Source organism: Achromobacter sp. MUI-25009338 (assembly GCF_057359325.1).
Genome location: NZ_CM170627.1, coordinates 5043038 through 5063530, shown reverse-complemented (window position 1 = coordinate 5063530; position 20493 = coordinate 5043038). Strand labels below are relative to the sequence as shown.

At 67.6% G+C, this 20493-nt stretch carries 18 protein-coding genes; 12 read left to right on the top strand and 6 right to left on the bottom strand.

Annotated features, from left to right (window positions below):
• The first annotated feature begins 12 nt into the window (after positions 1-12).
• The 4 genes from AC1IQ6_RS23880 to lpxC all read left to right on the top strand — a co-directional run bounded on the left by AC1IQ6_RS23880 (position 13) and on the right by lpxC (position 4606).
• Positions 13-837, top strand: coding sequence for a cell division protein FtsQ/DivIB (locus AC1IQ6_RS23880; RefSeq protein WP_102775404.1), 825 nt, complete (start codon positions 13-15; stop codon positions 835-837).
• A gap of 4 nt (positions 838-841) precedes the next feature.
• Entirely contained in the window at positions 842-2068 is a 1227-nt protein-coding gene (ftsA, locus tag AC1IQ6_RS23875; RefSeq protein WP_102775405.1) for a cell division protein FtsA, read from the top strand.
• 190 nt (positions 2069-2258) lie between these two features.
• Complete coding sequence (ftsZ, locus tag AC1IQ6_RS23870) at positions 2259-3440, top strand: cell division protein FtsZ (protein ID WP_102775406.1); 1182 nt, start codon at positions 2259-2261, stop codon at positions 3438-3440.
• A 242-nt stretch (positions 3441-3682) separates the two neighbouring features.
• On the top strand, positions 3683-4606 hold the full coding sequence (lpxC, locus tag AC1IQ6_RS23865) for a UDP-3-O-acyl-N-acetylglucosamine deacetylase (RefSeq protein ID WP_102775407.1): 924 nt from the start codon (positions 3683-3685) through the stop codon (positions 4604-4606).
• Between the two features lie 270 nt (positions 4607-4876).
• On the opposite strand, the gene AC1IQ6_RS23860 is transcribed toward lpxC, so the two are convergent.
• Positions 4877-5284, bottom strand: coding sequence for a DciA family protein (locus AC1IQ6_RS23860; RefSeq protein WP_102775408.1), 408 nt, complete (start codon positions 5282-5284; stop codon positions 4877-4879).
• Between the two features lie 127 nt (positions 5285-5411).
• On the opposite strand from AC1IQ6_RS23860, the gene AC1IQ6_RS23855 reads away from it, so the two are divergent.
• The 7 genes from AC1IQ6_RS23855 to AC1IQ6_RS23825 all read left to right on the top strand — a co-directional run bounded on the left by AC1IQ6_RS23855 (position 5412) and on the right by AC1IQ6_RS23825 (position 14441).
• Positions 5412-6380: a M23 family metallopeptidase gene (locus AC1IQ6_RS23855; RefSeq protein ID WP_102775409.1), complete on the top strand. Its 969-nt coding sequence runs from the start codon at positions 5412-5414 to the stop codon at positions 6378-6380.
• Positions 6381-6585: 205 nt separating this feature from the next.
• Positions 6586-9321, top strand: coding sequence for a preprotein translocase subunit SecA (gene secA, locus AC1IQ6_RS23850; protein ID WP_102775410.1), 2736 nt, complete (start codon positions 6586-6588; stop codon positions 9319-9321).
• A gap of 16 nt (positions 9322-9337) precedes the next feature.
• Complete coding sequence (locus tag AC1IQ6_RS23845) at positions 9338-10057, top strand: VOC family protein (protein ID WP_111826363.1); 720 nt, start codon at positions 9338-9340, stop codon at positions 10055-10057.
• A gap of 104 nt (positions 10058-10161) precedes the next feature.
• Positions 10162-10914, top strand: a complete 753-nt coding sequence (locus tag AC1IQ6_RS23840; RefSeq protein ID WP_209166206.1) for a GntR family transcriptional regulator — start codon at positions 10162-10164, stop codon at positions 10912-10914.
• Positions 10911-11897 carry a tripartite tricarboxylate transporter substrate binding protein gene (locus tag AC1IQ6_RS23835; protein ID WP_102775413.1) on the top strand — a complete coding sequence of 329 codons (987 nt, stop codon included), beginning with the start codon at positions 10911-10913 and terminating at the stop codon, positions 11895-11897. Before AC1IQ6_RS23840 ends, AC1IQ6_RS23835 begins: the two co-directional genes overlap by 4 nt.
• A 55-nt stretch (positions 11898-11952) precedes the next feature.
• On the top strand, positions 11953-13647 hold the full coding sequence (locus AC1IQ6_RS23830) for a thiamine pyrophosphate-binding protein (RefSeq protein ID WP_485865399.1): 1695 nt from the start codon (positions 11953-11955) through the stop codon (positions 13645-13647).
• 11 nt (positions 13648-13658) lie between these two features.
• On the top strand, positions 13659-14441 hold the full coding sequence (locus tag AC1IQ6_RS23825) for an SDR family oxidoreductase (RefSeq protein ID WP_111826365.1): 783 nt from the start codon (positions 13659-13661) through the stop codon (positions 14439-14441).
• Between the two features lie 5 nt (positions 14442-14446).
• Here the strand turns inward: AC1IQ6_RS23825 and pagP are convergent, their stop codons facing one another.
• The 4 genes from pagP to AC1IQ6_RS23805 all read right to left on the bottom strand — a co-directional run bounded on the left by pagP (position 14447) and on the right by AC1IQ6_RS23805 (position 18225).
• Entirely contained in the window at positions 14447-15001 is a 555-nt protein-coding gene (pagP, locus tag AC1IQ6_RS23820) for a lipid IV(A) palmitoyltransferase PagP (RefSeq protein ID WP_102775416.1), read from the bottom strand.
• Positions 15002-15140: 139 nt separating this feature from the next.
• Positions 15141-16613, bottom strand: a complete 1473-nt coding sequence (mgtE, locus tag AC1IQ6_RS23815; RefSeq protein ID WP_102775417.1) for a magnesium transporter — start codon at positions 16611-16613, stop codon at positions 15141-15143.
• A gap of 10 nt (positions 16614-16623) precedes the next feature.
• The gene (locus AC1IQ6_RS23810; protein ID WP_102775418.1) at positions 16624-17034 is read right to left on the bottom strand and encodes an acyl-CoA thioesterase; all 411 of its coding nucleotides are present in this window, start codon (positions 17032-17034) and stop codon (positions 16624-16626) included.
• Positions 17035-17139: 105 nt separating this feature from the next.
• On the bottom strand, positions 17140-18225 hold the full coding sequence (locus AC1IQ6_RS23805) for a YeiH family protein (protein WP_246842499.1): 1086 nt from the start codon (positions 18223-18225) through the stop codon (positions 17140-17142).
• A 114-nt stretch (positions 18226-18339) separates the two neighbouring features.
• Between AC1IQ6_RS23805 and AC1IQ6_RS23800 the strand changes: the two genes are divergently transcribed.
• Positions 18340-19233, top strand: a complete 894-nt coding sequence (locus AC1IQ6_RS23800; protein ID WP_102775419.1) for a LysR family transcriptional regulator — start codon at positions 18340-18342, stop codon at positions 19231-19233.
• Between the two features lie 5 nt (positions 19234-19238).
• On the opposite strand, the gene AC1IQ6_RS23795 is transcribed toward AC1IQ6_RS23800, so the two are convergent.
• Positions 19239-20435, bottom strand: a complete 1197-nt coding sequence (locus AC1IQ6_RS23795) for a M20 aminoacylase family protein (RefSeq protein ID WP_485865398.1) — start codon at positions 20433-20435, stop codon at positions 19239-19241.
• Positions 20436-20493: the final 58 nt, after the last annotated feature.

Here is a 20493-nt window from a genome sequence, read left to right as displayed (position 1 = left end):
CCTGGACATTCTGTGTGGAACGACGCCCGAACTACCAACCTGATCGCCAACACGCTAGCCGTGCTGGCGGTCTGCGCCATGCTCGTCGCGGGCGTGGTGTGGGTAGCGCAGCGCCCGTACTTCACGCTGTCGGCCATCGAGCTGGAATCGATGCCGGACACCGAGCTGCACTACGTGTCGCCGGGGGCGGTGCGAGCCGCGATCGCCGGCCGCTTCAAGGGCAACTTCTTCACGGTGGACCTGGACGACGCGCGCGAGATCTTCGAATCGGTGCCCTGGGTGCGGCATGCCACCGTGCGCCGCATCTGGCCCAACGTGCTGCGCGTGCGGATCGAGGAGCAGCAGCCGCTGGCGCTGTGGAACGAGAACCAGATGATCAACACCTGGGGCGAGGCCTTCACGGCCAACACGGGCGAGGTGGACGACGACGTCGTGCTGCCGCAGTTCGTCGGGCCCGAGGGCACCGAGTCGCTGGTGGTGCAGCGCTACGCCGAGCTGGCGCGCTGGTTCGCCCCGCTGGACATGCACGTCAAGCAGCTGGAGCTGAGCCCGCGCTACGCCTGGCGCGTGGTGCTGTCCAACGGCATGCTGCTGGACCTGGGCCGCGATCCGGGCGCCGACGCGCCGGACCCGCACGGCCTGCCCGGCGCCTTGCCCTTCGCCGCCCGAATTCAACGCTTCGTGCAAGCCTGGCCCGACGTGGCGGGGCGCCTGGAAGGGCGCACCGTGACGCAGGCCGACTTGCGCTATCCCAATGGTTTCGCACTGGCGCTGGCTCCGTTGCCGGCGTCGGAAACCAAAACCAAATCCACACCGAAACCTCCGAAGAAACGCTAACGCCATGACCCGTGACATCAAGGACCTTATCGTCGCCCTCGATATCGGCACCAGCAAGGTGGTGGCTGTGGTGGCTGAAATTTTGCCTGAAGGGCGATTCGAAGTGCTGGGCCTCGGCCAGCACGAGTCGCGCGGCATGCGCAAGGGCGTGGTCGTCAATATCGAGACCACTGTGAATTCCATCCAGCGCGCGCTTGAAGAAGCCGAGCTGATGGCAGATTGCAAGATTCGCGACGTCTACACCGGCATTGCCGGCAGCCATATCCGCAGCTTCAATTCCAGCGGCATGGTCGCCGTGAAGGACAAGGAAGTCACCGCCACCGACGTCGCCCGCGTCATCGAGACCGCCAAGGCGGTGAACATCCCGACCGACCAGCAGGTGCTGCACGTGCTGACGCAGGAATTCATCGTCGACGGCCAGGAAGACATCCGCGAGCCCATCGGCATGAGCGGCCTGCGCCTGGAAGTGCGCGTGCACATCGTGACGGGCGCGGTCAGCGCCGCCCAGAATATCGTCAAGTGCGTGCGCCGCTGCGGCCTGGAAGTGCAGGACCTGATCCTGCAGCCGCTGGCCTCCAGCCTGGCCGTGCTGACGGCCGACGAAAAGGAGCTGGGCGTCGTGCTGGTGGACATCGGCGGCGGCACCACCGACGTGGCCATCTTCACCGGCGGCGCGATCCGCCACACCGCCGTGCTGCCCATCGCCGGCGACCAGATCACCAACGACATCGCGGCCATGCTGCGCACGCCCACGCCCGATGCCGAGGAAATCAAGCTGCGCTACGGCGTGGCCAAGCAGGTGCTGGCCAGTCCCGACGAGTCCGTGGAGGTTCCCGGCCTGGGCGACCGCGGCCCGCGCCAGGTCAAGCGCCAGGCGCTGGGCGCGGTGATCGAGCCGCGCGTCGAAGAACTGTTCACCCTGGTGCAGCAGGTGGTGCGCGACTCCGGCTACGAGGACCTGCTGGCTTCCGGCGTGGTGCTGACCGGCGGCTCGGCGCAATTGCCCGGCATGGTCGAGCTGGCCGAGGACGTGTTCCTCAAGCCGGTGCGCGTGGCGGTGCCCGAATACGAAGGCAGCCTGGCCGACGTGATGCGCAATCCGCGCTTCTCGACGGTGATGGGGCTGTTGCAGGAAGCGCGCATGCAGCGGGTGCGCGGCCGCAAGGTCGCCGCCCAGACCGGCAACTTCAAGAGCCTGCTGGCGCGCATGAAGGAATGGTTCATGAACTAGGTTGAGGGGGGCAGGTTGGGGCCTGCTCCTTGGTCCGGTCGGCTGGCGGTATCGCAGGCTGGGCCAGAAGAGGGGAGGCGCTTCAAACCCGCCGCGGGCGACGCCGGCGACGTGTTTGAGGCGATTCACAAAAAATAGGTTGTTGGGGAATTTTTGTGATTTGCAAAATCGGACTTGTGAGGGAGTCATCATGATGAACTTTGAGATGCTTGAAAACACCACCAAAGGGACCGTTATCAAGGTCGTTGGTGTGGGCGGTGCGGGCGGCAATGCCGTCGCGCACATGATTCGCAACGGCGTGCACGGCGTGGATTTCATCTGCGCCAACACCGATGCGCAGGCGCTGGCGGCGACCAACGCCCCGGTGCAGATCCGTCTGGGCCGCACCGGCCTGGGCGCGGGCGCCAAGCCCGAGCAGGGCCGTGCCTCGGCCGAAACCGCGCGCGAAGAGATCCGTGCCGCCCTGAACGGCGCGCACATGGTCTTCATCACCGCCGGCATGGGCGGCGGCACCGGCACCGGCGCCGGTCCGGTCGTGGCCGAAGTGGCCAAGGAACTGGGCATCCTGACCGTGGGCGTGGTCACCAAGCCTTTCACCTTCGAAGGCAACAAGCGCCTGAAGATGGCCGAGGACGGCATCGCCGAACTGGCCAAGCACGTGCATTCGCTCATCGTGGTGCTCAACGAGAACCTCTATGAACTGATGGACGAGGACGCGACGCAGGAAGACTGCTTCCGTTCGGCCGACGACATCCTGCACAACGCTTGCGCGGGTATCGCCGAAATCATCAACGTCGAAGGCAACGTCAACGTCGACTTCGAAGACGTCAAGACGATCATGGGCGAGCAGGGCCAGGCCATGATGGGCACGGCGTCGGCTTCCGGCGCGGACCGCGCCCGGGTCGCCGCCGAGCAGGCCATTGCCTGCCCGCTGCTCGAAGGCGTGGATCTGAACGGCGCGCGCGGCGTGCTGGTCAACATCACCGCCAGCCGCTCGCTGAAGATGCGCGAAACGCGCGAAATCATGGAAACGATCCGCAGCTACGCTTCGGACGACGCCACCGTGATCTTCGGCACCGCCTACGACGAATCCATGGGCGAAACCCTGCGCGTGACCGTGGTCGCGACCGGCCTGGGCCGTGCGCAATCGCGTCCGCAGCTCGTGCAGAACACCGCCGAGGTGCTGCGCACCGGTACCGACAACATGCCCATGGGCGCGATGCCGGCCGGTCAAGGCGACTACCGCAACCTGGACATGCCCTCGGTCATGCGCAACCCGCGCAGCCAGGCTTCGGCCCAGGTGCGCGCGCTGGAAAGCTCGGGCATGGATCATTTCGACATCCCGGCGTTCCTGCGCAAGCAGGCGGATTGAACCAAAGAGCCCATTCCGGGCTCTAAAGCGCACTCCCTCATCTCCGGCCCGCCTGTCCCCTCGGGCGGGCCGGAGGCGGAGCGGTCCGTGTCTCCCTTGCACGGCATAAATAAGGGGACGGAGGTATAGGTCGGTCCGGACGCCTGATGGCGCCAGGGATCGGACAGCGTTACAATACGTCAGTTACGCCGGCAATCTATTGGTTATCTTGCCGGCTTTCTGGCTCAAATCACCCAAGTCTCATGTTCCGACAGCGCAGCATTCAGAATCTCGTCCGCACGACAGGCGTCGGCGTCCACTCCGGACGGCGGGTCGAGCTCACCTTGCGCCCGGCACAACCCAACACCGGTATCGTTTTCCATCGGGTCGATCTGCCCGAGGTCGTGGACCTGCCTGCCCAGGCGTCCGGCGTGGGCGACACGCGCATGGCGTCCGTGCTGCAGCAGGGCAACGTCCGCGTCTCCACCGTCGAACACCTGATGTCCGCCCTGGCCGGACTCGGCATCGACAACCTGCACGTCGACCTGACCGCGGAAGAAGTCCCCATCATGGACGGCAGCGCGGCGACCTTCGTCTACCTGCTGCGCTCGGCCGGCATCGTCGAACAGAACGCGCCCAAGCAGTTCATCCGCGTGCTCAAGCCCGTGGAAGTGCGCGAAGGCGAAGGCCGCAACGAGAAGTGGGCGCGCCTGGAGCCGCACGAAGGCTTCGCGCTCGCGTTTTCCATCGACTTCCGCCACCCCGCGATCGACTCCACGGCCAATTTCGCCGAGATCGATTTCGCCACCCATTCCTACGTGCGCGAGATCGCCCGCGCGCGCACCTTCGGTTTCGTCAACGAGGTCGAGGCCCTGCGCTCGATGGGCCTGGCCCGCGGCGGCAGCCTGGACAACGCCATCGTGATGGACGAGTACCGCGTGCTCAACAGCGACGGCCTGCGCTACGACGACGAGTTCGTCAAGCACAAGATCCTGGACGCCATCGGCGACCTGTACCTGCTGGGCAAGCCCCTGGTTGCGCGCTACGTGGCGTGCAAGTCTGGCCACGGCCTGAACAACCAGCTGGCGCGCGCGCTGCTGGCCCAGCGCGATGCCTGGGAACTGATCAGCTACGAATCGCAGGCGGAGGCGCCCCAGGCGTTCCGCCACGAGTGGAAGCTGGCGTAGGATTCTCCCCCCGGTACGGATTCCCCCCTACGCGCTTACGCGCCCCCCCCAGGGGGGCGACACCTGCAGACCGGCGGAGCCGGATCTGGCGGTGTCCCGGCTTGCTCTAGGTAGCACCAATTCAATGCGATGGCTCCCCTTGGACGATGGGGGGCGTCATCCTCTCGCGCTTAGGGCGTAAACCGGTGGCAAACCATAGTATGGCTCCGTCCGAGAACTTGGTTTCGCTTGGTTTCGGGGCGCGGCTGTGGCCGCACAAGCGGGGCGGGTTCAGCTACTCTTGTGGTGCCTGAGCAGTTTGGCGACCGCGTCGGCCAGCGGTCCGGGACGCAGCTTGCCTTGCAGCGTTTCGAAGGCGCCCAGCGCGGTTGCGCCCAGCGGTTGCGCTTCCTTCGGGGGGCGGGGCTGGCGGGCGCCGGGCGTGGGCAAACCCGCTTGTACCTTGACGGCGATTTCGTTAAGGTTCCAGCCTTGGTCGGCCAGAGTCCGCGCGATGCGCGGGGCCAGCTGACGCATCTTGGCCGCATGAGCGGCACTCGGCACCACCAGGTGCAGGCACTGGTTTTCCAGCTTGCCCACCTGGCAGACGGCGCCTAGCGGGGCGGGCAGAACCGCCGCCACCGCGTACTGGATTTGCAAGTGCTTGCGGGCGGTCGCCAGGACGCCGGCGCCCCGCATGTCATGACCCAGCCATCCCAGGGCGGTATTGTCCTCGCGCCGGCTGGAACTGGAACGTTGGCGGTATGAAGTGGGTCTATTCATGCCGGCTCTATGAATTAGGAAGCAAACCTTGAAAATCGTGATTATGCACGCCCGTGACGGGAAGGACGGGCATTTCACCCTGGGCGGCGGCCACCTCGCGCTGTTCCTGGGGCTCGCCTTGATCACGGCCGCCATCTGCGGCGCCGCGCTACAACGATACCTTACTCCGGTATCGCCGGCCGTACACACCGTGGGCTGGCCCCTGGCCAGCCAGCCGGGGCGCGACGCCGATTTCCTGCGCGGCAACATGAACCTGCTGGCGGCCAAGGTGGGGGCGCTGCAGGCCAAGCTGGTCAGCATCGACGGCCTGGGCCAGCGCGTGGCCAAGGTCGCCGGCGTGGCCTACACCGATCCCGAACTCGCCAAGCAGCTGGCCGTGGCCCAGCCGGAAGCGCTGATCCAGCCCGAGGCCACCGAGGTCATGGACGACCTCTTCACCGACCACCCGCCGCCCAGCGCCGCGTCGGCCGAAGCCCTCGGGCGCCAGCTCGACGAGATCCAGGCCAGATTGTCCCAGCAGACCGATAACCTCAAGCTGCTGGACGCGGCGCTGACCCGCCGCTCGGCCGACCAGGCCCGCATGCCGACGGCCATGCCGATCACCGACTATCCCTACCTCAGCTCCTCCTACGGCTGGCGCCGCAACCCGGTGACCGGCCGCAGCGCCATGCACGAGGGCCTGGACTTCGCCGCGCCCTCGGGCACGCCCATCCTGGCCGCCTCCGGCGGCGTGGTGCTGGAATCCAAATACCATCCGGGCTACGGCAACATGGTCGAGATCGACCACGGCGACGGCCTGATCACCCGCTACGCCCACGCCTCTTCGCTGCTGGTCAAGCAGGGCCAGCTGGTCGACCGCGGCCAGCCCGTGGCCCGCGTCGGCAGCTCGGGACGCTCCACCGGCCCGCACCTGCACTTCGAAGTGCGCCTGGCGGGCCAGCCGCTGGACCCGCGCCTGTTCCTGGGACCGCAGCAGAACGCGCCGCCCGCCGTGGCCCACGCCTCGCGCTGAACTGCCGCTGAACTGGCGGCACTCTGGCCGGTCAAACTGCCCGACAGTGCTACCCTGGTGTTGATAGATCCAGGCTATTGCGCTTCAGGTGCGTTAAACTGGTTCGTTTCCCAGCGGACCCCCGCTCAACCAATAACATCAAGTCACGGGCGACGCTGCCCATCCCTGGCGACAGGGCGGCGTGTCCCGTGCGGCCGACATACGCATGGTTTCTCTGCTCAAAAAACTCATAGGCAGTCGCAACGACCGGCTGCTTAAGCAGTATCGCAAGCTGGTAACCCAGATCAATGGGCTCGAGTCCAAGATCTCCGCGCTCTCCGATGCGGAGCTGGCGGCCAAAACCGAGGAGTTCCGTTCCCGCCACGCCCAGGGCACGTCCCTGGACGAGCTGCTGCCCGAGGCCTTCGCCGTGGTGCGCGAGGCGGGCAAGCGGGTGTTCGGCATGCGCCATTTCGACGTGCAGATGCTGGGCGGCATCGCCCTGCACAACGGCAAGATCGCCGAAATGCGCACGGGCGAAGGCAAGACGCTGATGGCGACCCTGCCGGTCTACCTGAACGCGATCGCCGGCAAGGGCGTGCACGTGGTCACGGTGAACGACTACCTGGCCCGCCGCGACGCCGAATGGATGGGCCGGCTGTACCGCTTCCTGGGGATGAGCACGGGCGTGGTGGTGCCGCAGCAGCCCAACGAGGAAAAGAAGGCCGCCTACGCCGCCGACATCACGTACGGCACCAATAACGAGTTCGGCTTCGACTACCTGCGCGACAACATGGAATACCGTGTTGAGGACCGCCGCCAGCGCGGCCTGTTCTACGCCATCGTCGACGAGGTGGACTCGATCCTGATCGACGAGGCCCGCACCCCGCTGATCATCTCCGGCCAGGCCGAGGACCACACCGAGCTCTACATCCGCATGAACGCGGTGCCGCCGCTGCTCAAGCGCATGGCCGGCGAACCCAAGCCGCAGGAACCGGAACCCGAAGGCGACTACTGGGTCGACGAAAAGAGCCAGCAGGTCTACCTGTCCGAAGCCGGGCACGAGAACGCCGAGGGCATCCTGGCCCGCCTGGGCATCCTGCCCGAAGGCGAATCGCTGTACGACCCGCGCCACATCGCGCTGATGCATCACCTGATGGTGGCGCTGCGCGCCAACACGCTGTTCTTCCGCGACCAGCAGTACGTGGTGCAGGACGGCGAAGTGGTCATCGTCGACGAATTCACCGGCCGCCTGATGGTCGGCCGCCGCTGGTCCGACGGCCTGCACCAGGCGGTCGAGGCCAAGGAAGGCGTGAAGATCCAGCACGAGAACCAGACGCTGGCCTCGATCACGTTCCAGAACTACTTCCGCATGTACGAAAAGCTGTCCGGCATGACCGGCACGGCCGACACGGAAGCGTACGAATTCCAGGAAATCTACGGGCTCGAAACGGTCATCATCCCGACCAACAAGCCCATGGTCCGCAAGGACCAGAACGACCAGGTCTTCAAGACCGACCAGGAAAAGTACAACGCCATCCTCAACGACATCCGCGACTGCCACGAGCGCGGCCAGCCGGTGCTGGTGGGCACCACCAGCATCGAGAACTCCGAGCTGCTGTCGGGCCTGCTGAAAAAGGCCAAGCTGCCCCACGAGGTGCTCAACGCCAAGCAGCACGCGCGCGAAGCCGAGATCGTCGCCGAGGCCGGCAAGCCGGGCCACATCACCATCGCCACCAACATGGCCGGCCGCGGCACCGACATCGTGCTGGGCGGCAGCGTCGACAAGCAGGTCGACCTGATCCGCGCCGACGAATCGCTGTCCGAGGAAGAAAAGCAGGCCCGCATCGAAAAGGTGCGCGCCGAATGGAAGCCGCTGAACGAGCAGGTCAAGGCCGCCGGCGGCCTGCGCATCATCGGTACCGAGCGCCACGAATCGCGCCGTATCGACAACCAGCTGCGCGGCCGCGCCGGCCGCCAGGGCGACCCCGGTTCCTCGCGCTTCTACCTGTCGCTGGAAGATTCGCTGATGCGCATCTTCGCCGGCGACCGGGTGCGCGCCATCATGGAACGCCTCAAGCTGCCGGAAGGCGAGCCCATCGAGGCCGGCATGGTGACGCGTTCGATCGAGACCGCGCAGCGCAAGGTCGAAGGCCGCAACTTCGACATCCGCAAGCAGCTGCTCGAATACGACGACGTGGCCAACGACCAGCGCAAGGTGCTGTACTCGCAGCGCAACGACGTGCTGGAGGCCGCGAGCGTGGGCGAGACCGTGCAGAACCTGCGCGACGCCGCCGTGATCGAGATGTTCAACGTCCACGTGCCGCCGGAATCGGTGGAAGAGCAGTGGGACGTGCCGGCGCTGCAAAAGGCGCTGGAAGCCGATTGGCACGTCCAGCTTCCGCTGGTGGAAATGCTGGAAAAAGAGGCCAACCTCACCGACGACGACCTGCGCGAACGCGTGGTGGCCGCCGCGCGCGATGCCTACCAGGCCAAGGTCGACCAGGTCGGCCAGGAATCGTGGTCGCAGTTCGAGCGCTCCATCATGCTGCAGGCCATCGATACGCACTGGCGCGAGCACCTGTCGGCGCTGGACTACCTGCGCCAGGGCATCCACCTGCGCGGCTACGCGCAGAAGAACCCCAAGCAGGAATACAAGCGCGAAGCCTTCGAACTGTTCTCGGGCATGCTGGACCGCATCCGCGACGACGTGGTGCGCGTGCTGATGACGGTGCGCGTGCAGTCGCAGGAGCAGGTCGACCAGGCCGAGGCCGAAGCCGCCCAGTCGCACGTGCAGAATGTGCAGTACCATCATTCCGACTACGACGAAGCGCTGGCCCAGCAGGATTCCGAGGGCGGCGCCCAGCCGGTGCGCAACGTGGTGCCCAAGGTCGGCCGCAACGACCCGTGCCCCTGCGGCAGCGGCAAGAAGTACAAGCAGTGCCACGGCAAGCTCGTCTGAACCCGGAGACCTGACCATGCTGCATCCCGTCGGCCGTACCGAATTCGATCACGCAGTGGTCATGGTGCGTGACCGGCTGGATGCGTTGGCGCCGCATTTCGAGCGCCAGGGCTTTCGCCTGAGCGACAAGTCGGTGCACAACCTGGGGTCGTGCAACCGCCTGATCGTGCTGGAAGGCGCTTACGTCGAACTCCTGGGCTGGCCGCCCGGCGCGCCGCCGGCGCGCAAGGAGATCGCCGACTCGCCCTTCGGGCTGGAGGCGCTGGTGTTCCGCACCTACGACGCCGAGGCCACCTACGAACGCCTGCGGGCCGCAGGGTTCGCCGTCAATCCGGTCCAGGAACTGACCCGCGCGGCCATGCTGGACGGCGAGGAAGTCCAGGCCCGTTTCCATACCGTGCGTTTCGCCGAGCAGCCGCTGCCCGGCATCCGCATGTATTTCTGCCGCCACCTGACGCCGGAATGCGTGTGGCAGCCCGACCTGATGGCGCATCCCAACGGCGCGCGCAGCCTGCTGCGCATCGACGCCCGCGCCGCCGACGCGCGCGCGGTAGCCGAGCGCCTGGCGCAGGTCGCCGACGTCGTCGCGGAGCCGGCCGGCGAAGGCTGGGACGTGCCGCTGGCCAACCTGCGCATCCACGTGCGGCCCGACGAGTCGGCCGCCCGGCCGGTGCTGTGCTCCCTTACCCTGGAAAACCGCGACGGCGCCCATTACGCGCTGGATACGGGGCTGTAATACCGTAGGTCGTTCACGTCCCGCCCCGGGACAAACCCGCATTGCCGCCCAAAGTGTATGCACTTTAGTATGCACTTAATCCGACCACGCAATCCGGCGGCGCCATGCCCACTCCCAACCCGATCCGTCCCGCCGCCCGCACGCAGGCGGCCCAGGCCGAACTGTACGGCGCCGTCAAGGCGATGGCCGTGCGGTTCGAGTTCAAGCCTGGCGAGCGCATCAACGAGGTGGAGCTGGCGCGCCGGCTGAACGTCAGCCGCACGCCGCTGCGCGAGGTGCTGAACCAGCTGATGGTCGAGGGTTTCCTGACGCGCTCGGTGAACCGGGGCTTCATCGCGCGCCTGCTCGACGCCAAGCAGATCCACAGCCTGTACGAGTACCGCGCGGTGCTGGAGGCCGGCATCGTGCGCGCCGCCTGCGAGCGCGCCAGCGACGAAGAGCTGGCCGGCCTGCGGGCCTTCGTCGAGCGTTCGCGCGACGTGCCCGAGGACAGCGAGGCCACGCGCCTGCTGGAACTGGACGAAGCCTTCCACCTGACGCTGGCGCGCTATTCGCGCAACGAGGAATTCGTGCGGGCGCTGGAAAGCGTCAACGCGCGCATCCATTTCGTGCGCTGGATCGACATGCAGCAGGGCCGCCGCGGCCATACCCAGGGCGAGCACCTGCGCATCGTCGAGGCGCTGGAGCGCCGCGACATCGAGGCGCTGCCGGGGCTGATGAGCGCGCACATCGGCCGCCGGCTGGACCAGATCACCGACGTCATCCGCACCGGTTTTTCCACGATCTACATGCGGGACCAGGCCGAACCCGCATCGCCAACGCCGGCCAACACCATATCAGCAGGGGAAAAGCAATGAACCACAGCTTGAAACGCGGACTGGCGGCGTTATGCGTGCTGGCCGCCGCAGGGGGCGGCCTGGGCGCGGCGCCCGCCTGGGCGGAAGAGCGGCCGCTGGTGATGGTCGTGCCCTATCCGCCGGGAGGCAGCACCGACATCCTGGCCCGCATCCTGCAGCCGCGCCTGTCCGAGGAACTGGGCGGGCGTCCGGTGGTGGTCGAGAACCGCCCGGGCGCGGCCAGCCAGATCGCCACCGCCTTCGTGGCGCGCGCCGAGCCCGACGGCAATACGCTGCTGGTCAGCTTCGACAACCACGGCATCAATCCCGCCGTAAAGCCCAAGCTGCCGTACGACACCTTCAAGGACTTCGTCGCGATCTCGCAGACGGTGCGCTTCCCGCTGGTGATCGGGGCCAACCCGAGCGTGCCGGGCAAGACGCTCAAGGAGTTCCTGGCGGCGGCGGCCAAGCAGCCGCCCAACAAGTTCAACTACGCCTCCACCGGCGTCGGGTCGCTGAATCACCTGGCGCCCGAAGAGCTCAAGCGCCTGTCCAAGGTCGAGCTGCTGCATGTGCCGTACGGCGGCGGCGGGCCGGCCATCCAGGCCGTGGTGGGCGGGCAGGCCAGCATGACCTGGCTGAGCTTCGCGGCGCTGCGCGGGCAGATCCAGGCCGGCAAGATCAAGCCGCTGGCCGTGGCCGGCGACAAGCGCCTGCCCGACCTGCCCAACGTGCCGACGGTGGCCGAGTCCGGCTTTCCCGGTTTCGTCGCCTATTCGTGGAGCGGCATGTTCGCGCCCAAGGGCACGCCCGAGGCCACGGTGAAAAAACTGACCGCGGCGTTCCAGGCCGTGCTGGCCGATCCCGCGATCAGGAAGAAAGTGACCGAGGCAGGCTTCGAGATCGTGGCCTCCGACGGCCCGGCGCTGGACGCCTACGTGAAGTCGGAATACGAGCGCTGGAGCGCCTTCATCAAGAGCAGCAAGATCAACCTGGACAACTGAACGGCGCGCGGCCGGCATGCCCGGCCGCCGCGCGAGCCACAACACTGGAGACGACATGGAAAACCTGACCGGCGCCGAAGCAATGGTGCGGATGCTGCAGCACAACGGCGTCAAGCATATTTTCGGCCTGTGCGGCGACACCAGCCTGCCGTTCTACGACGCGCTGTACCGCCTGGACCACGGCATGCGCCACATCCTGACGCGCGACGAGCGCAGCGCCGGCTACATGGCCGACGCCTATGCCCGCGTGACCGGCAAGGTCGGCGTGTGCGAAGGCCCCAGCGGCGGCGGCGCGACCTATCTGCTGCCGGGCCTGGTGGAGGCCAATGAATCGTCCGTGCCGGTGCTGGGCATCACCTCCGACGTGGCGGTGGGCTCGCGCGGCAAGTACCCGCTGACCGAGCTCGACCAGGAGGCGCTGTACCGCCCGCTGACGAAATGGAACCGCACGATCGACCGCGCCGACCAGATCCCCGGCATGGTGCGGGCGGCGTTTCGCGCGATGACGACCGGCAAGCCGGGCGCGGCCCACCTGTGCTTCCCGTACGACGTGATGAAGCAGCAGGTGGACGCCTCCGACATCTGGGTCCAGCCCGAGCACGGCAGCTACCCGGCGATGCGCTGCGCGCCGGACCCGGCCGACGTGGCGCGCGCGGCGCAGCGGCTGGTCGGCGCGCGTTCGCCGGTCATCATCTGCGGCGGCGGCGTGGTGATCGCCGGCGCCAGCGCCGCCCTGCAGCAGTTGGCCGAGGCGCTCAAGGCGGCGGTCTGCGTGACGGTGAGCGGGCAGGGCAGCCTGGCCGACACGCATCCGCTGAACGCGGGCGTGGTGGGCTCGAACGGCGGCGTGATGGCGACGCGCGAAGTGGTCGCGGCCGCCGACGCGGTGCTGTTCGTGGGCTGCCGCGCCGGTTCGACCTCGACCGAGCACTGGCGCTTCCCCAACCGCGACGTGCCCATCCTGCACATCGACATCGACCCGATGGTGATCGGCGCCAACTACCTGACCGAAGTCGGCATGGTGGGCGACGCCAGGCTGGCGCTGGAGGCGCTGGGCGCCGAAGTGGCCGAGCGCCTGGCCCATCGCCCCGCCGACGCGGTCGACGGCGCGGTGCTGGCCGGCCGCGCCAAGGCGGCGCGCCGCGCCCAGCTGGAGCCGCTGGCCGGCAGCCTGGACACGCCCATCCGCCCCGAGCGCGTGGTGCAATCGCTCAACCGCCTGCTGCCCGACGACGCCGTGGTGTGCGCCGATCCCGGCACGCCTTGCCCGTATTTCTCGGCCTATTACGACGTGTCGCGCCCGGGGCGCCACTTCATCACCAACCGCGCGCACGGCGCGCTGGGCTTTTCCATGTCGGCCGCGCTCGGCGCCTGGGTGGGCCGGCCGCAATCCAAGTGCGTGTCGGTGATGGGAGACGGCAGCTTCGGCTTCACCGTGGGCGAGCTGGAGACCATCGTGCGGCACAAGGCGCCGCTTTTGATGGTAGTGTTCTCGAACTCGGTCTACGGCTGGATCAAGGCCAGCCAGAAAGCCGGCTACGACAAACGCTACTACAGCGTGGACTTCGATCGCACCGACCACGCGCGCATCGCCGAGGCCTACGGGGTGAAGGCATGGCGCGTCGAGGACCCGGCCAAGCTGGACGCGGCCATCAAGGCGGCCATGGAGCATGACGGTCCGGCGCTGATCGACGTGGTGGCCCAGCCGCTGCAGGACGCCGCGGCGCCGGTCAGCCAGTGGATGGGTTGAAGGAGACAGGCATGGATCTGGGCATCAGCGGCAAGACGGCACTGGTATTCGGCGGCAGCCGCGGCATGGGCCGGGCCTGCGCCCTGCAGCTGGCGCGCGAAGGCGTGGCGGTCACGATCGCCGCGCGCAATCCGGCGACGCTGGAGCAGGCCGCCGCCGAGATTTCGCGCGAGACCGGCGTGGGCGTGGGCTGGGTGTCGGCCGACCTGACCCTGCCGCAGGGCCGCGACGCCGCCATCGCCGCCTGTCCGCGGCCCGACATCCTGATCAACAACGCCGACGGGCCGCTGCCGGGCGACTTCCGCGACTGGTCGCACGAGGACTGGATGGCGGCGCTGGACGCCATGATGCTGGGGCCGATCGACATGATCCGGCGCGTGGTGGACGGGATGATCGAACGGCGCTTCGGCCGCATCGTCAACATCGTCTCGCGCAGCGTCAAGGCGCCGCACGCCGAACTGGGCCTGTCCAACGGCGCGCGTTCGGGGCTGATCGGCTTCGTGGGCGGGCTGGCCCGGCAGACCGTCAGGCACAACGTCACCATTAACAACCTGCTGCCCGGCGCCTTCGCCACCGATGCGCAGGTCAGGCACATCCAGGGCATGCTCGAGCAGTCCGGCGGCAAGACCTTCGAGCAGTTGTGGGACGAGCGCGGGCGCTCGAACCCGGCGGGCCGCTACGGCCAGCCCGAGGAGCTGGGCGCGCTATGCGCCTACGTCTGTTCGGCCCACGCGGGCTACATGACGGCGCAGAACATCCTCATCGACGGCGGCGGCTACCCCGGCACGTACTGAGCGCTTCAGAACTGCCAGCGGCCGAACATGAACAGCACGTTGCCCGCGCCGCTGGAGCCCGGGATGTAGGTCGCGTAAAGCATGGCGTCCTTGTAGCCCGCGCTCACCAGCGGCAGGATGCCGGGGAAAGGCACGTAGCTCATGATGTCGCTGCGCGCCGTCAGGAACACGGTATAGCCCGCGCCCAGGCGGAAGTTCTCGCTGACCTGGCCGATCTTCAGGAAGCCGTAGCCGGCGATGGGCTCGATCTTGCTGTGCGAATCCAGGAAGGCCATGGCGTACAGGCCCTGCCAGTCGCCGTCTTCGTCGTAGATGCTGCGCCCGTAGCCGCCGCCCCAGGCCAGTTCGTTGAAGCTGTCGATCTTCTCTTTGCTGTAGGTGGCGCGGTTATGCCACGAATAGCCGGTCAGGTAGAGATCGTTGCCGCCTTCCGACCAGATCTGGTCCAGGCGGTTGCAGGCCGATTGCGCCCACGAGGGCATGCTGTCACAGGCTTGGGCGGCGGAGGCGAAGAAGGAGAGCAGCAGACAGAGGAGCGCTGCCCGGAGTCTGGCGGTCATTGCGGGCGCTGATGGGATGGATATGACAATCCCATTACTGTAATGGAATGACCGCCGCTATCCCTGTCAGCTAGCTGTCAAGAATGCCGTCCCCCTGGGAGAGCCAGGAGGACGGGCGCCGCAATGTGTTGCAGGCAGGCTACAGGAGGAAGATGGTCGCCAGGCCGAGGAAGATGAAAAAGCCCAGCGAGTCGGTGGCGAAGGTCAGCAGCACCGAGGAGCCCATCGCCGGGTCCTTGCCGAAGCGCGCGCGCACCATCGGCACCAGCACGCCGACCGAGGCGCCGACCAGCATGTTGCAGATCATGGCGGCCATCATCACCAGCGCGATCGACACCGAGTGCGAGATCGCCCAGGCGAACAGCGCGGCCACCACGCTGCCGCACAGCCCCACCAGCAGGGTCACGAAGAGCTCGCGCTTGACCAGCTGCCACAGGTTGCGTCCGGTGATGCGGCCCATGGCCAGCGCCCGGATGATGAGCGTCATGGTCTGGTTGCCGGAGTTGCCGCCGATGCCGGCCACGATGGACATCAGGAAGGCCAGGATGACGATCTGGCTGACCGTGCCTTCGAACTGCGAGGCCACGAACGAAGCCGTAGCCGCGGTACAGAGATTGAACAGCAGCCACGGCGCGCGGTTGCGCAAGGCGGTGGCGACCGGCGCGAAGATGTCTTCTTCCTGCAGACCGGCGCGCGACAGCGCCTGTTCCTGGGAGTCCTCGCGCATCACGTCCACCACGTCGGCGATGGTGACGCGGCCGATCAGCCGGCCCTGGTCGTCCATCACGGGGGCGGACACCAGATCGTAGCGTTCGAACGCGCCGGCGGCGTCGGCGTCGGAATCCAGCGGATTCAGCGTCAGGAAATCCGAGTTCATGACCGCGCGCACCTCGGTCTCGGGCTCGCTGACCAGCAGGCGCGACAGCGGCAGGATGCCTTGCAGCTTGTCCTGGCGGTCGACCACGAAGATCTGGTCGGTGTGGTCCGGCAGCTCGTGCAGGCGGCGCAGGTAGCGCAGCACGACCTCCAGCGTCACGTCCTCGCGCACGCGGACCATTTCGAAGTCCATGATCGCGCCCACGCTGTCTTCCGGATAGCCCATGGCTTCCAGCAGCTGCGCGCGTTCTTCTTCGGTCAGGCCCTTCTGGACTTCGGCCACCACGTCCGGCGGCAGGTCGGGCGCCAGGTCGGCCAGCTCGTCGGCGTCCATGCTGCCGGTGGCGGCCACCAGGTCCTGGCGGTCCATCGCTTCGATCAGCGATTCGCGCACCCAGTCTTCGACTTCCAGCAGCACGTCGGCGTCGTGCTCCGGGCTGACCAGCGCCCAGATCGCCTGGCGCTCGTCCTTGGGCAGCGATTCGAGGATGAAGGCGATGTCGGCCGGATGCAGCCCGTCCAGCAGCGTCTTGAGTTCGGCTTCGTGCTGGCGGTGGACCAGGTCTTCGACCAGCGAGGCCTTCGAGTCGCCTTCTTCCTGGCGATGCACGAGGTCGGCGACCAGCTGCTGGCGGCGCAGGCGCTCCTGCACTTCGGCCAGGGCGTGCTGGGCGTCTTCCGGGTCGAGGCGGCGGGGCGTCGCGGGCGGTTTCTGCGCGGCGGCGGACTGCGTCATGCGTTACGGCTCAAAGGGTGGGGAGGGGGCGGCCGCGCCGCGCTTCGTCGGTGGCGACGTAGGTCAGCGTGGCTTCGGTGACCTTGACGATCTCGGCGTCCAGGCGCTGGCGTTCCGCGTAGACCTCGACCGACACCGTGATCGAGGTGGTGCCGGTTTTGATGATGGAGGCGTAGAAGCTGAGCAGGTCGCCCACGAACACGGGCTGCTTGAACTGGAAGGCGTTGACCGCCACGGTGGCCACGCGTCCGGCGGCGCGCCGCGCGGCGGGGATGGAGCCGGCGATGTCGACCTGCGACATGATCCAGCCGCCGAAAACGTCCCCGTGGATATTGGCGTCCGCCGGCATCGGCATGACGCGCAACACCGCGTCGCGGTCGGCGGGCAAGGTCGTGGTAGGGGTTTTGTGGCTGGAGGCCATGCGGCTGACTCCGCTGCAAGAGAACCAGCCGATTATGCAGGAAAAATGCGACTGCCGCGTGCGTGCGCAAGGCCCGCCGCGGCAAGCAGCCGCGGCGGGCGCGCATCAGTAGGCCAGCTTGACGATGGCGTAGCCGCCGGCCAGCAGCCACACGTACAGGATCAGGCCCAGCGCCATCACGCGCGGGCCGGCCTTGCGGATCTGGGCGAAGCGGGTTTCGATGCCGAGCGCCGTCATGGCCATGGTCAGCGCGAACACGTCCAGGCGGCGGATGGCGGCCACGATGTCGGCGGGAATGATGTTCAGCGAATTGACGATGGCCAGCACCAGGAAGCCGACCGCGAACCAGGGGATCGGCAGCTTGGCGCCCTTGGCCTGGCCGCCGGCGTGCGAGGCCGCGCTGCGCAGGTACATGCCCAGCACCAGCAGGACCGGCACCAGCAGGGCGACGCGCGTCATCTTGACGATGGTGGCGACTTCGGTGGTGGCGGGGTCGACGTTGCTGGCCGCGCCGACGACCTGCGCCACTTCGTGGATGGTGCCGCCGATATAGATGCCCAGCGCCTGGGTGTCAAAGCTCAGCCAGCCCGCGTGGTAGAACACCGGGTACAGGAACATGGACAGCGTGCCGAACAGCACCACCGTGGCGACGGCCACCGCGCTCTTGTGCGGCGCGGCCCGCAGCGTGGGCTCGAAGGCCAGCACGGCGGCGGCGCCGCAGATGGCGCTGCCGGCGGCGGTCAGCATGGCGGTGTCGCGGTCCAGGCCCAGCAGGCGCTGGCCGGCCACGGTGCCGATCAGCAGGGTGCTCAGCACCACCGCCACCGAAACGGCCAGCCCCGGCAGGCCGACGGCCGCGATCTGCTGGATGCTGATGTTCAGGCCGTAGAAGGCCACGGCGATGCGCAGCAGGCGGCGGGCGGTGAAATTGACGCCCACGCCCCAGTCGGCCGGCATGGTGCCGCGCAGGAAGTTGCCATACAGCATGCCGCAGACGATGCCCACCACCAGGGGCGAAAAGCCCAGCTGGCGGATGGCGGGCAGGTCGGCCAGCTGCATGACCGCGGCCGACATCAGGCCGACGAACAGCACGCCGTTGAGCTTGTCGCGCCAGGGCGTGGCCGCGGCGGCCGCGGACACCGGCGGCGTGGCGGGCAGGGGGGCGGCGGCGGTGCTGGAGGAATTGCTCATGGTTGGACCTGGTACATATCTAAATAACTAGACGAAATATTAGGGGCTGGCCTGTTATTTGAAAAATTGTTATTTTGAATATGTAATATCGGATGAACTGATAATTAGCCCGCCATGACTCCGGACCAGCTGCTTACCTTCGCCTCGGTGGCCGATACCGGCAACATCAGCCGCGCCGCCCTGGTGCTGAACCTGTCCCAGCCCGCGGTGTCGGGCCAGCTGCGCATGTTGCAGGAATGGTTCGGCGAGCCCCTGTACCGCCGGAGCGGGCATGGCATCGTCCTGACCGAGGCCGGCGAGCGCCTGGCCGAACAGGCCCGGCAACTACGCCAGGTGTACCGCCAGGCGCAGGCCGTGCGCGAATCCTGGCGCGGCCTGGAAACCGGCGCCCTGCGCCTGGGCGCCAGCACCACGCCGGCCAGTTATCTGTTGCCCAGCCTGGTGGCGGACTTCCGCCGCGCCTTTCCCTCGGTCAGCCTGCATCTGTCCGACGGCAACACCCGCGAAATCGTCGAGCGCCTGCCGGCCCTGGACCTGGCCTTCATCGAGGGCGACGTGCCGACGGGCCTGCCGGCGGACACGGCGGTGCACGCCTGGCGGCAGGACGAAGTGGTGGCCATCGTGCGGGCGGACCACGCGCTGGCGGGCAAGGGGGCGGTGACCCTGCGCGACCTGGCCGCTTCGGCGCTGGTCATGCGCGAACCCGGTTCGGGCGTGCGCCGGCTGGTGGAGCGCGCGTTTTCGGACGCCGGGCTGGCGCCGTCGGTGGGCCTGGAACTGGCCGGGGTGGAAGGCGTGAAGCAGGCGGTGCGCGCGGGCCTGGGCGTGGGCTTCGTGTCGGTCATGTCGATGCGCCACGAGGACGGGGCGCTGGCGGCCCTGCGCCTGTTGCCGCGGCCGCTGACGCGGACCCTGAGCATCCTGGTACCGCACGCGGACGCGGCGGCGCGGGCGGCCGAACGTTTCCTGGCGATGTGCCTGGCGGTCGGCGCGCCCGAAACGGTGTAACGGAACTAGGCCTTGGTCAGGCGCTTGAGCGCCAGCTGGACCCAGTAGGTGCCGCCCAGCGGCAGCAGCTCGTCGTTGAAATCGTAGCTGCCGTTGTGCAGCATGCACGGGCCCAGGCCGTGGCCGCTGTCGCGGTGCTCGCCGGTGCCGTTGCCGATCCAGACATAGCAGCCCGGCAGCTCCTGCAGCATGAAGGCGAAGTCTTCCGCGCCCATGGTCGGCTGCACGTGGTCGTTGACGTTGTCCTCGCCGACGATGTCGCGCAGCACCTCGGCACAGAATTCGGCCTCGGCGGGGTGGTTGATGGTGGGCGGATAGTTGCGCTGGAATGTGAATTCCATTTCGCAGTCCATGGCCGCGCAGGTATGGCGCGCGATCTCTTCCATACGGCGTTCGATCAGGTCCAGCGTCTCCAGCGTGAACGTGCGCACGGTGCCGCGCAATTCGGCATGGTTGGGCACCACGTTGTCGGCGCTGCCGGCATGGATCTGGGTGATGCTGAGCACCGCGGCGTCCAGCGGATTGCGGTTGCGCGTGATGATGGTCTGCAGCGACTGGGCCAGCTGCACGGCCGCCATGACCGGGTCTATGCCCAGGTTGGGCATGCCGGCGTGCGAGCCCTTGCCCTTGACGACGATGGAGAACTCGTTGCTGGAAGCCATGATGGGGCCGGGGGTCAGGCCGAACTGGCCGGGCTTCATGCCGGGCCAGTTATGCATGCCGAACACGGCTTCCATGGGGAAGCGCGTGAACAGGCCGTCGTCGATCATGCGCTTGGCGCCGCCGCCGCCTTCCTCGGCCGGCTGGAAGATCACGTAGACGGTGCCGGCGTAGTCGCGGTGCTGCGACAGGTAGCGCGCCGCGGCCAGCAGCATGGCGGTGTGGCCGTCGTGGCCGCAGGCGTGCATCTTGCCCTCGTGCTTGCTGGCGTGCGCGAAGGTGTTGACCTCCTGCATGGGCAGCGCGTCCATGTCGGCGCGCAGGCCCACGGCGCGTTCGCCCGGCAGGTTGCCGCGGATGATGCCGACCACGCCCGTGCCGCCCAGCCCGCGATGGATTTCGATGCCCCATTCCTGCAGTTTCGCGGCGACCACGTCGGCCGTGCGGAACTCCTCGAAAGCCAGTTCGGGGTGGGCGTGGATGTCGCGCCGGATCGTGGAAATATCGCGGTGCCACGCGACGATGGGTTCGAGCAGTTTCATGGCATTGCACTCGGGCGGAATATGGGAACGCAACAAGGTTATCATCAATCAAAAATCG

Bases quoted from the DNA above. Each gene is read 5' to 3' on its own strand.
- AC1IQ6_RS23805 (WP_246842499.1), bottom strand. From the start codon at position 18,225: ATGAGCAATTCCTCCAGCACCGCCGCCGCCCCCCTGCCCGCCACGCCG.
- AC1IQ6_RS23810 (WP_102775418.1), bottom strand. From the start codon at position 17,034: ATGGCCTCCAGCCACAAAACCCCTACCACGACCTTGCCCGCCGACCGC.
- AC1IQ6_RS23860 (WP_102775408.1), bottom strand. From the start codon at position 5,284: ATGCGGGGCGCCGGCGTCCTGGCGACCGCCCGCAAGCACTTGCAAATC.
- pagP (WP_102775416.1), bottom strand. From the start codon at position 15,001: ATGACCGCCAGACTCCGGGCAGCGCTCCTCTGTCTGCTGCTCTCCTTC.
- AC1IQ6_RS23830 (WP_485865399.1), top strand. From the start codon at position 11,953: ATGGAAAACCTGACCGGCGCCGAAGCAATGGTGCGGATGCTGCAGCAC.
- ftsZ (WP_102775406.1), top strand. From the start codon at position 2,259: ATGATGAACTTTGAGATGCTTGAAAACACCACCAAAGGGACCGTTATC.
- lpxC (WP_102775407.1), top strand. From the start codon at position 3,683: ATGTTCCGACAGCGCAGCATTCAGAATCTCGTCCGCACGACAGGCGTC.
- AC1IQ6_RS23825 (WP_111826365.1), top strand. From the start codon at position 13,659: ATGGATCTGGGCATCAGCGGCAAGACGGCACTGGTATTCGGCGGCAGC.
- AC1IQ6_RS23840 (WP_209166206.1), top strand. From the start codon at position 10,162: ATGCCCACTCCCAACCCGATCCGTCCCGCCGCCCGCACGCAGGCGGCC.
- AC1IQ6_RS23845 (WP_111826363.1), top strand. From the start codon at position 9,338: ATGCTGCATCCCGTCGGCCGTACCGAATTCGATCACGCAGTGGTCATG.
- ftsA (WP_102775405.1), top strand. From the start codon at position 842: ATGACCCGTGACATCAAGGACCTTATCGTCGCCCTCGATATCGGCACC.
- AC1IQ6_RS23800 (WP_102775419.1), top strand. From the start codon at position 18,340: ATGACTCCGGACCAGCTGCTTACCTTCGCCTCGGTGGCCGATACCGGC.
- AC1IQ6_RS23835 (WP_102775413.1), top strand. From the start codon at position 10,911: ATGAACCACAGCTTGAAACGCGGACTGGCGGCGTTATGCGTGCTGGCC.
- AC1IQ6_RS23795 (WP_485865398.1), bottom strand. From the start codon at position 20,435: ATGAAACTGCTCGAACCCATCGTCGCGTGGCACCGCGATATTTCCACG.
- AC1IQ6_RS23855 (WP_102775409.1), top strand. From the start codon at position 5,412: ATGCACGCCCGTGACGGGAAGGACGGGCATTTCACCCTGGGCGGCGGC.
- secA (WP_102775410.1), top strand. From the start codon at position 6,586: ATGGTTTCTCTGCTCAAAAAACTCATAGGCAGTCGCAACGACCGGCTG.
- mgtE (WP_102775417.1), bottom strand. From the start codon at position 16,613: ATGACGCAGTCCGCCGCCGCGCAGAAACCGCCCGCGACGCCCCGCCGC.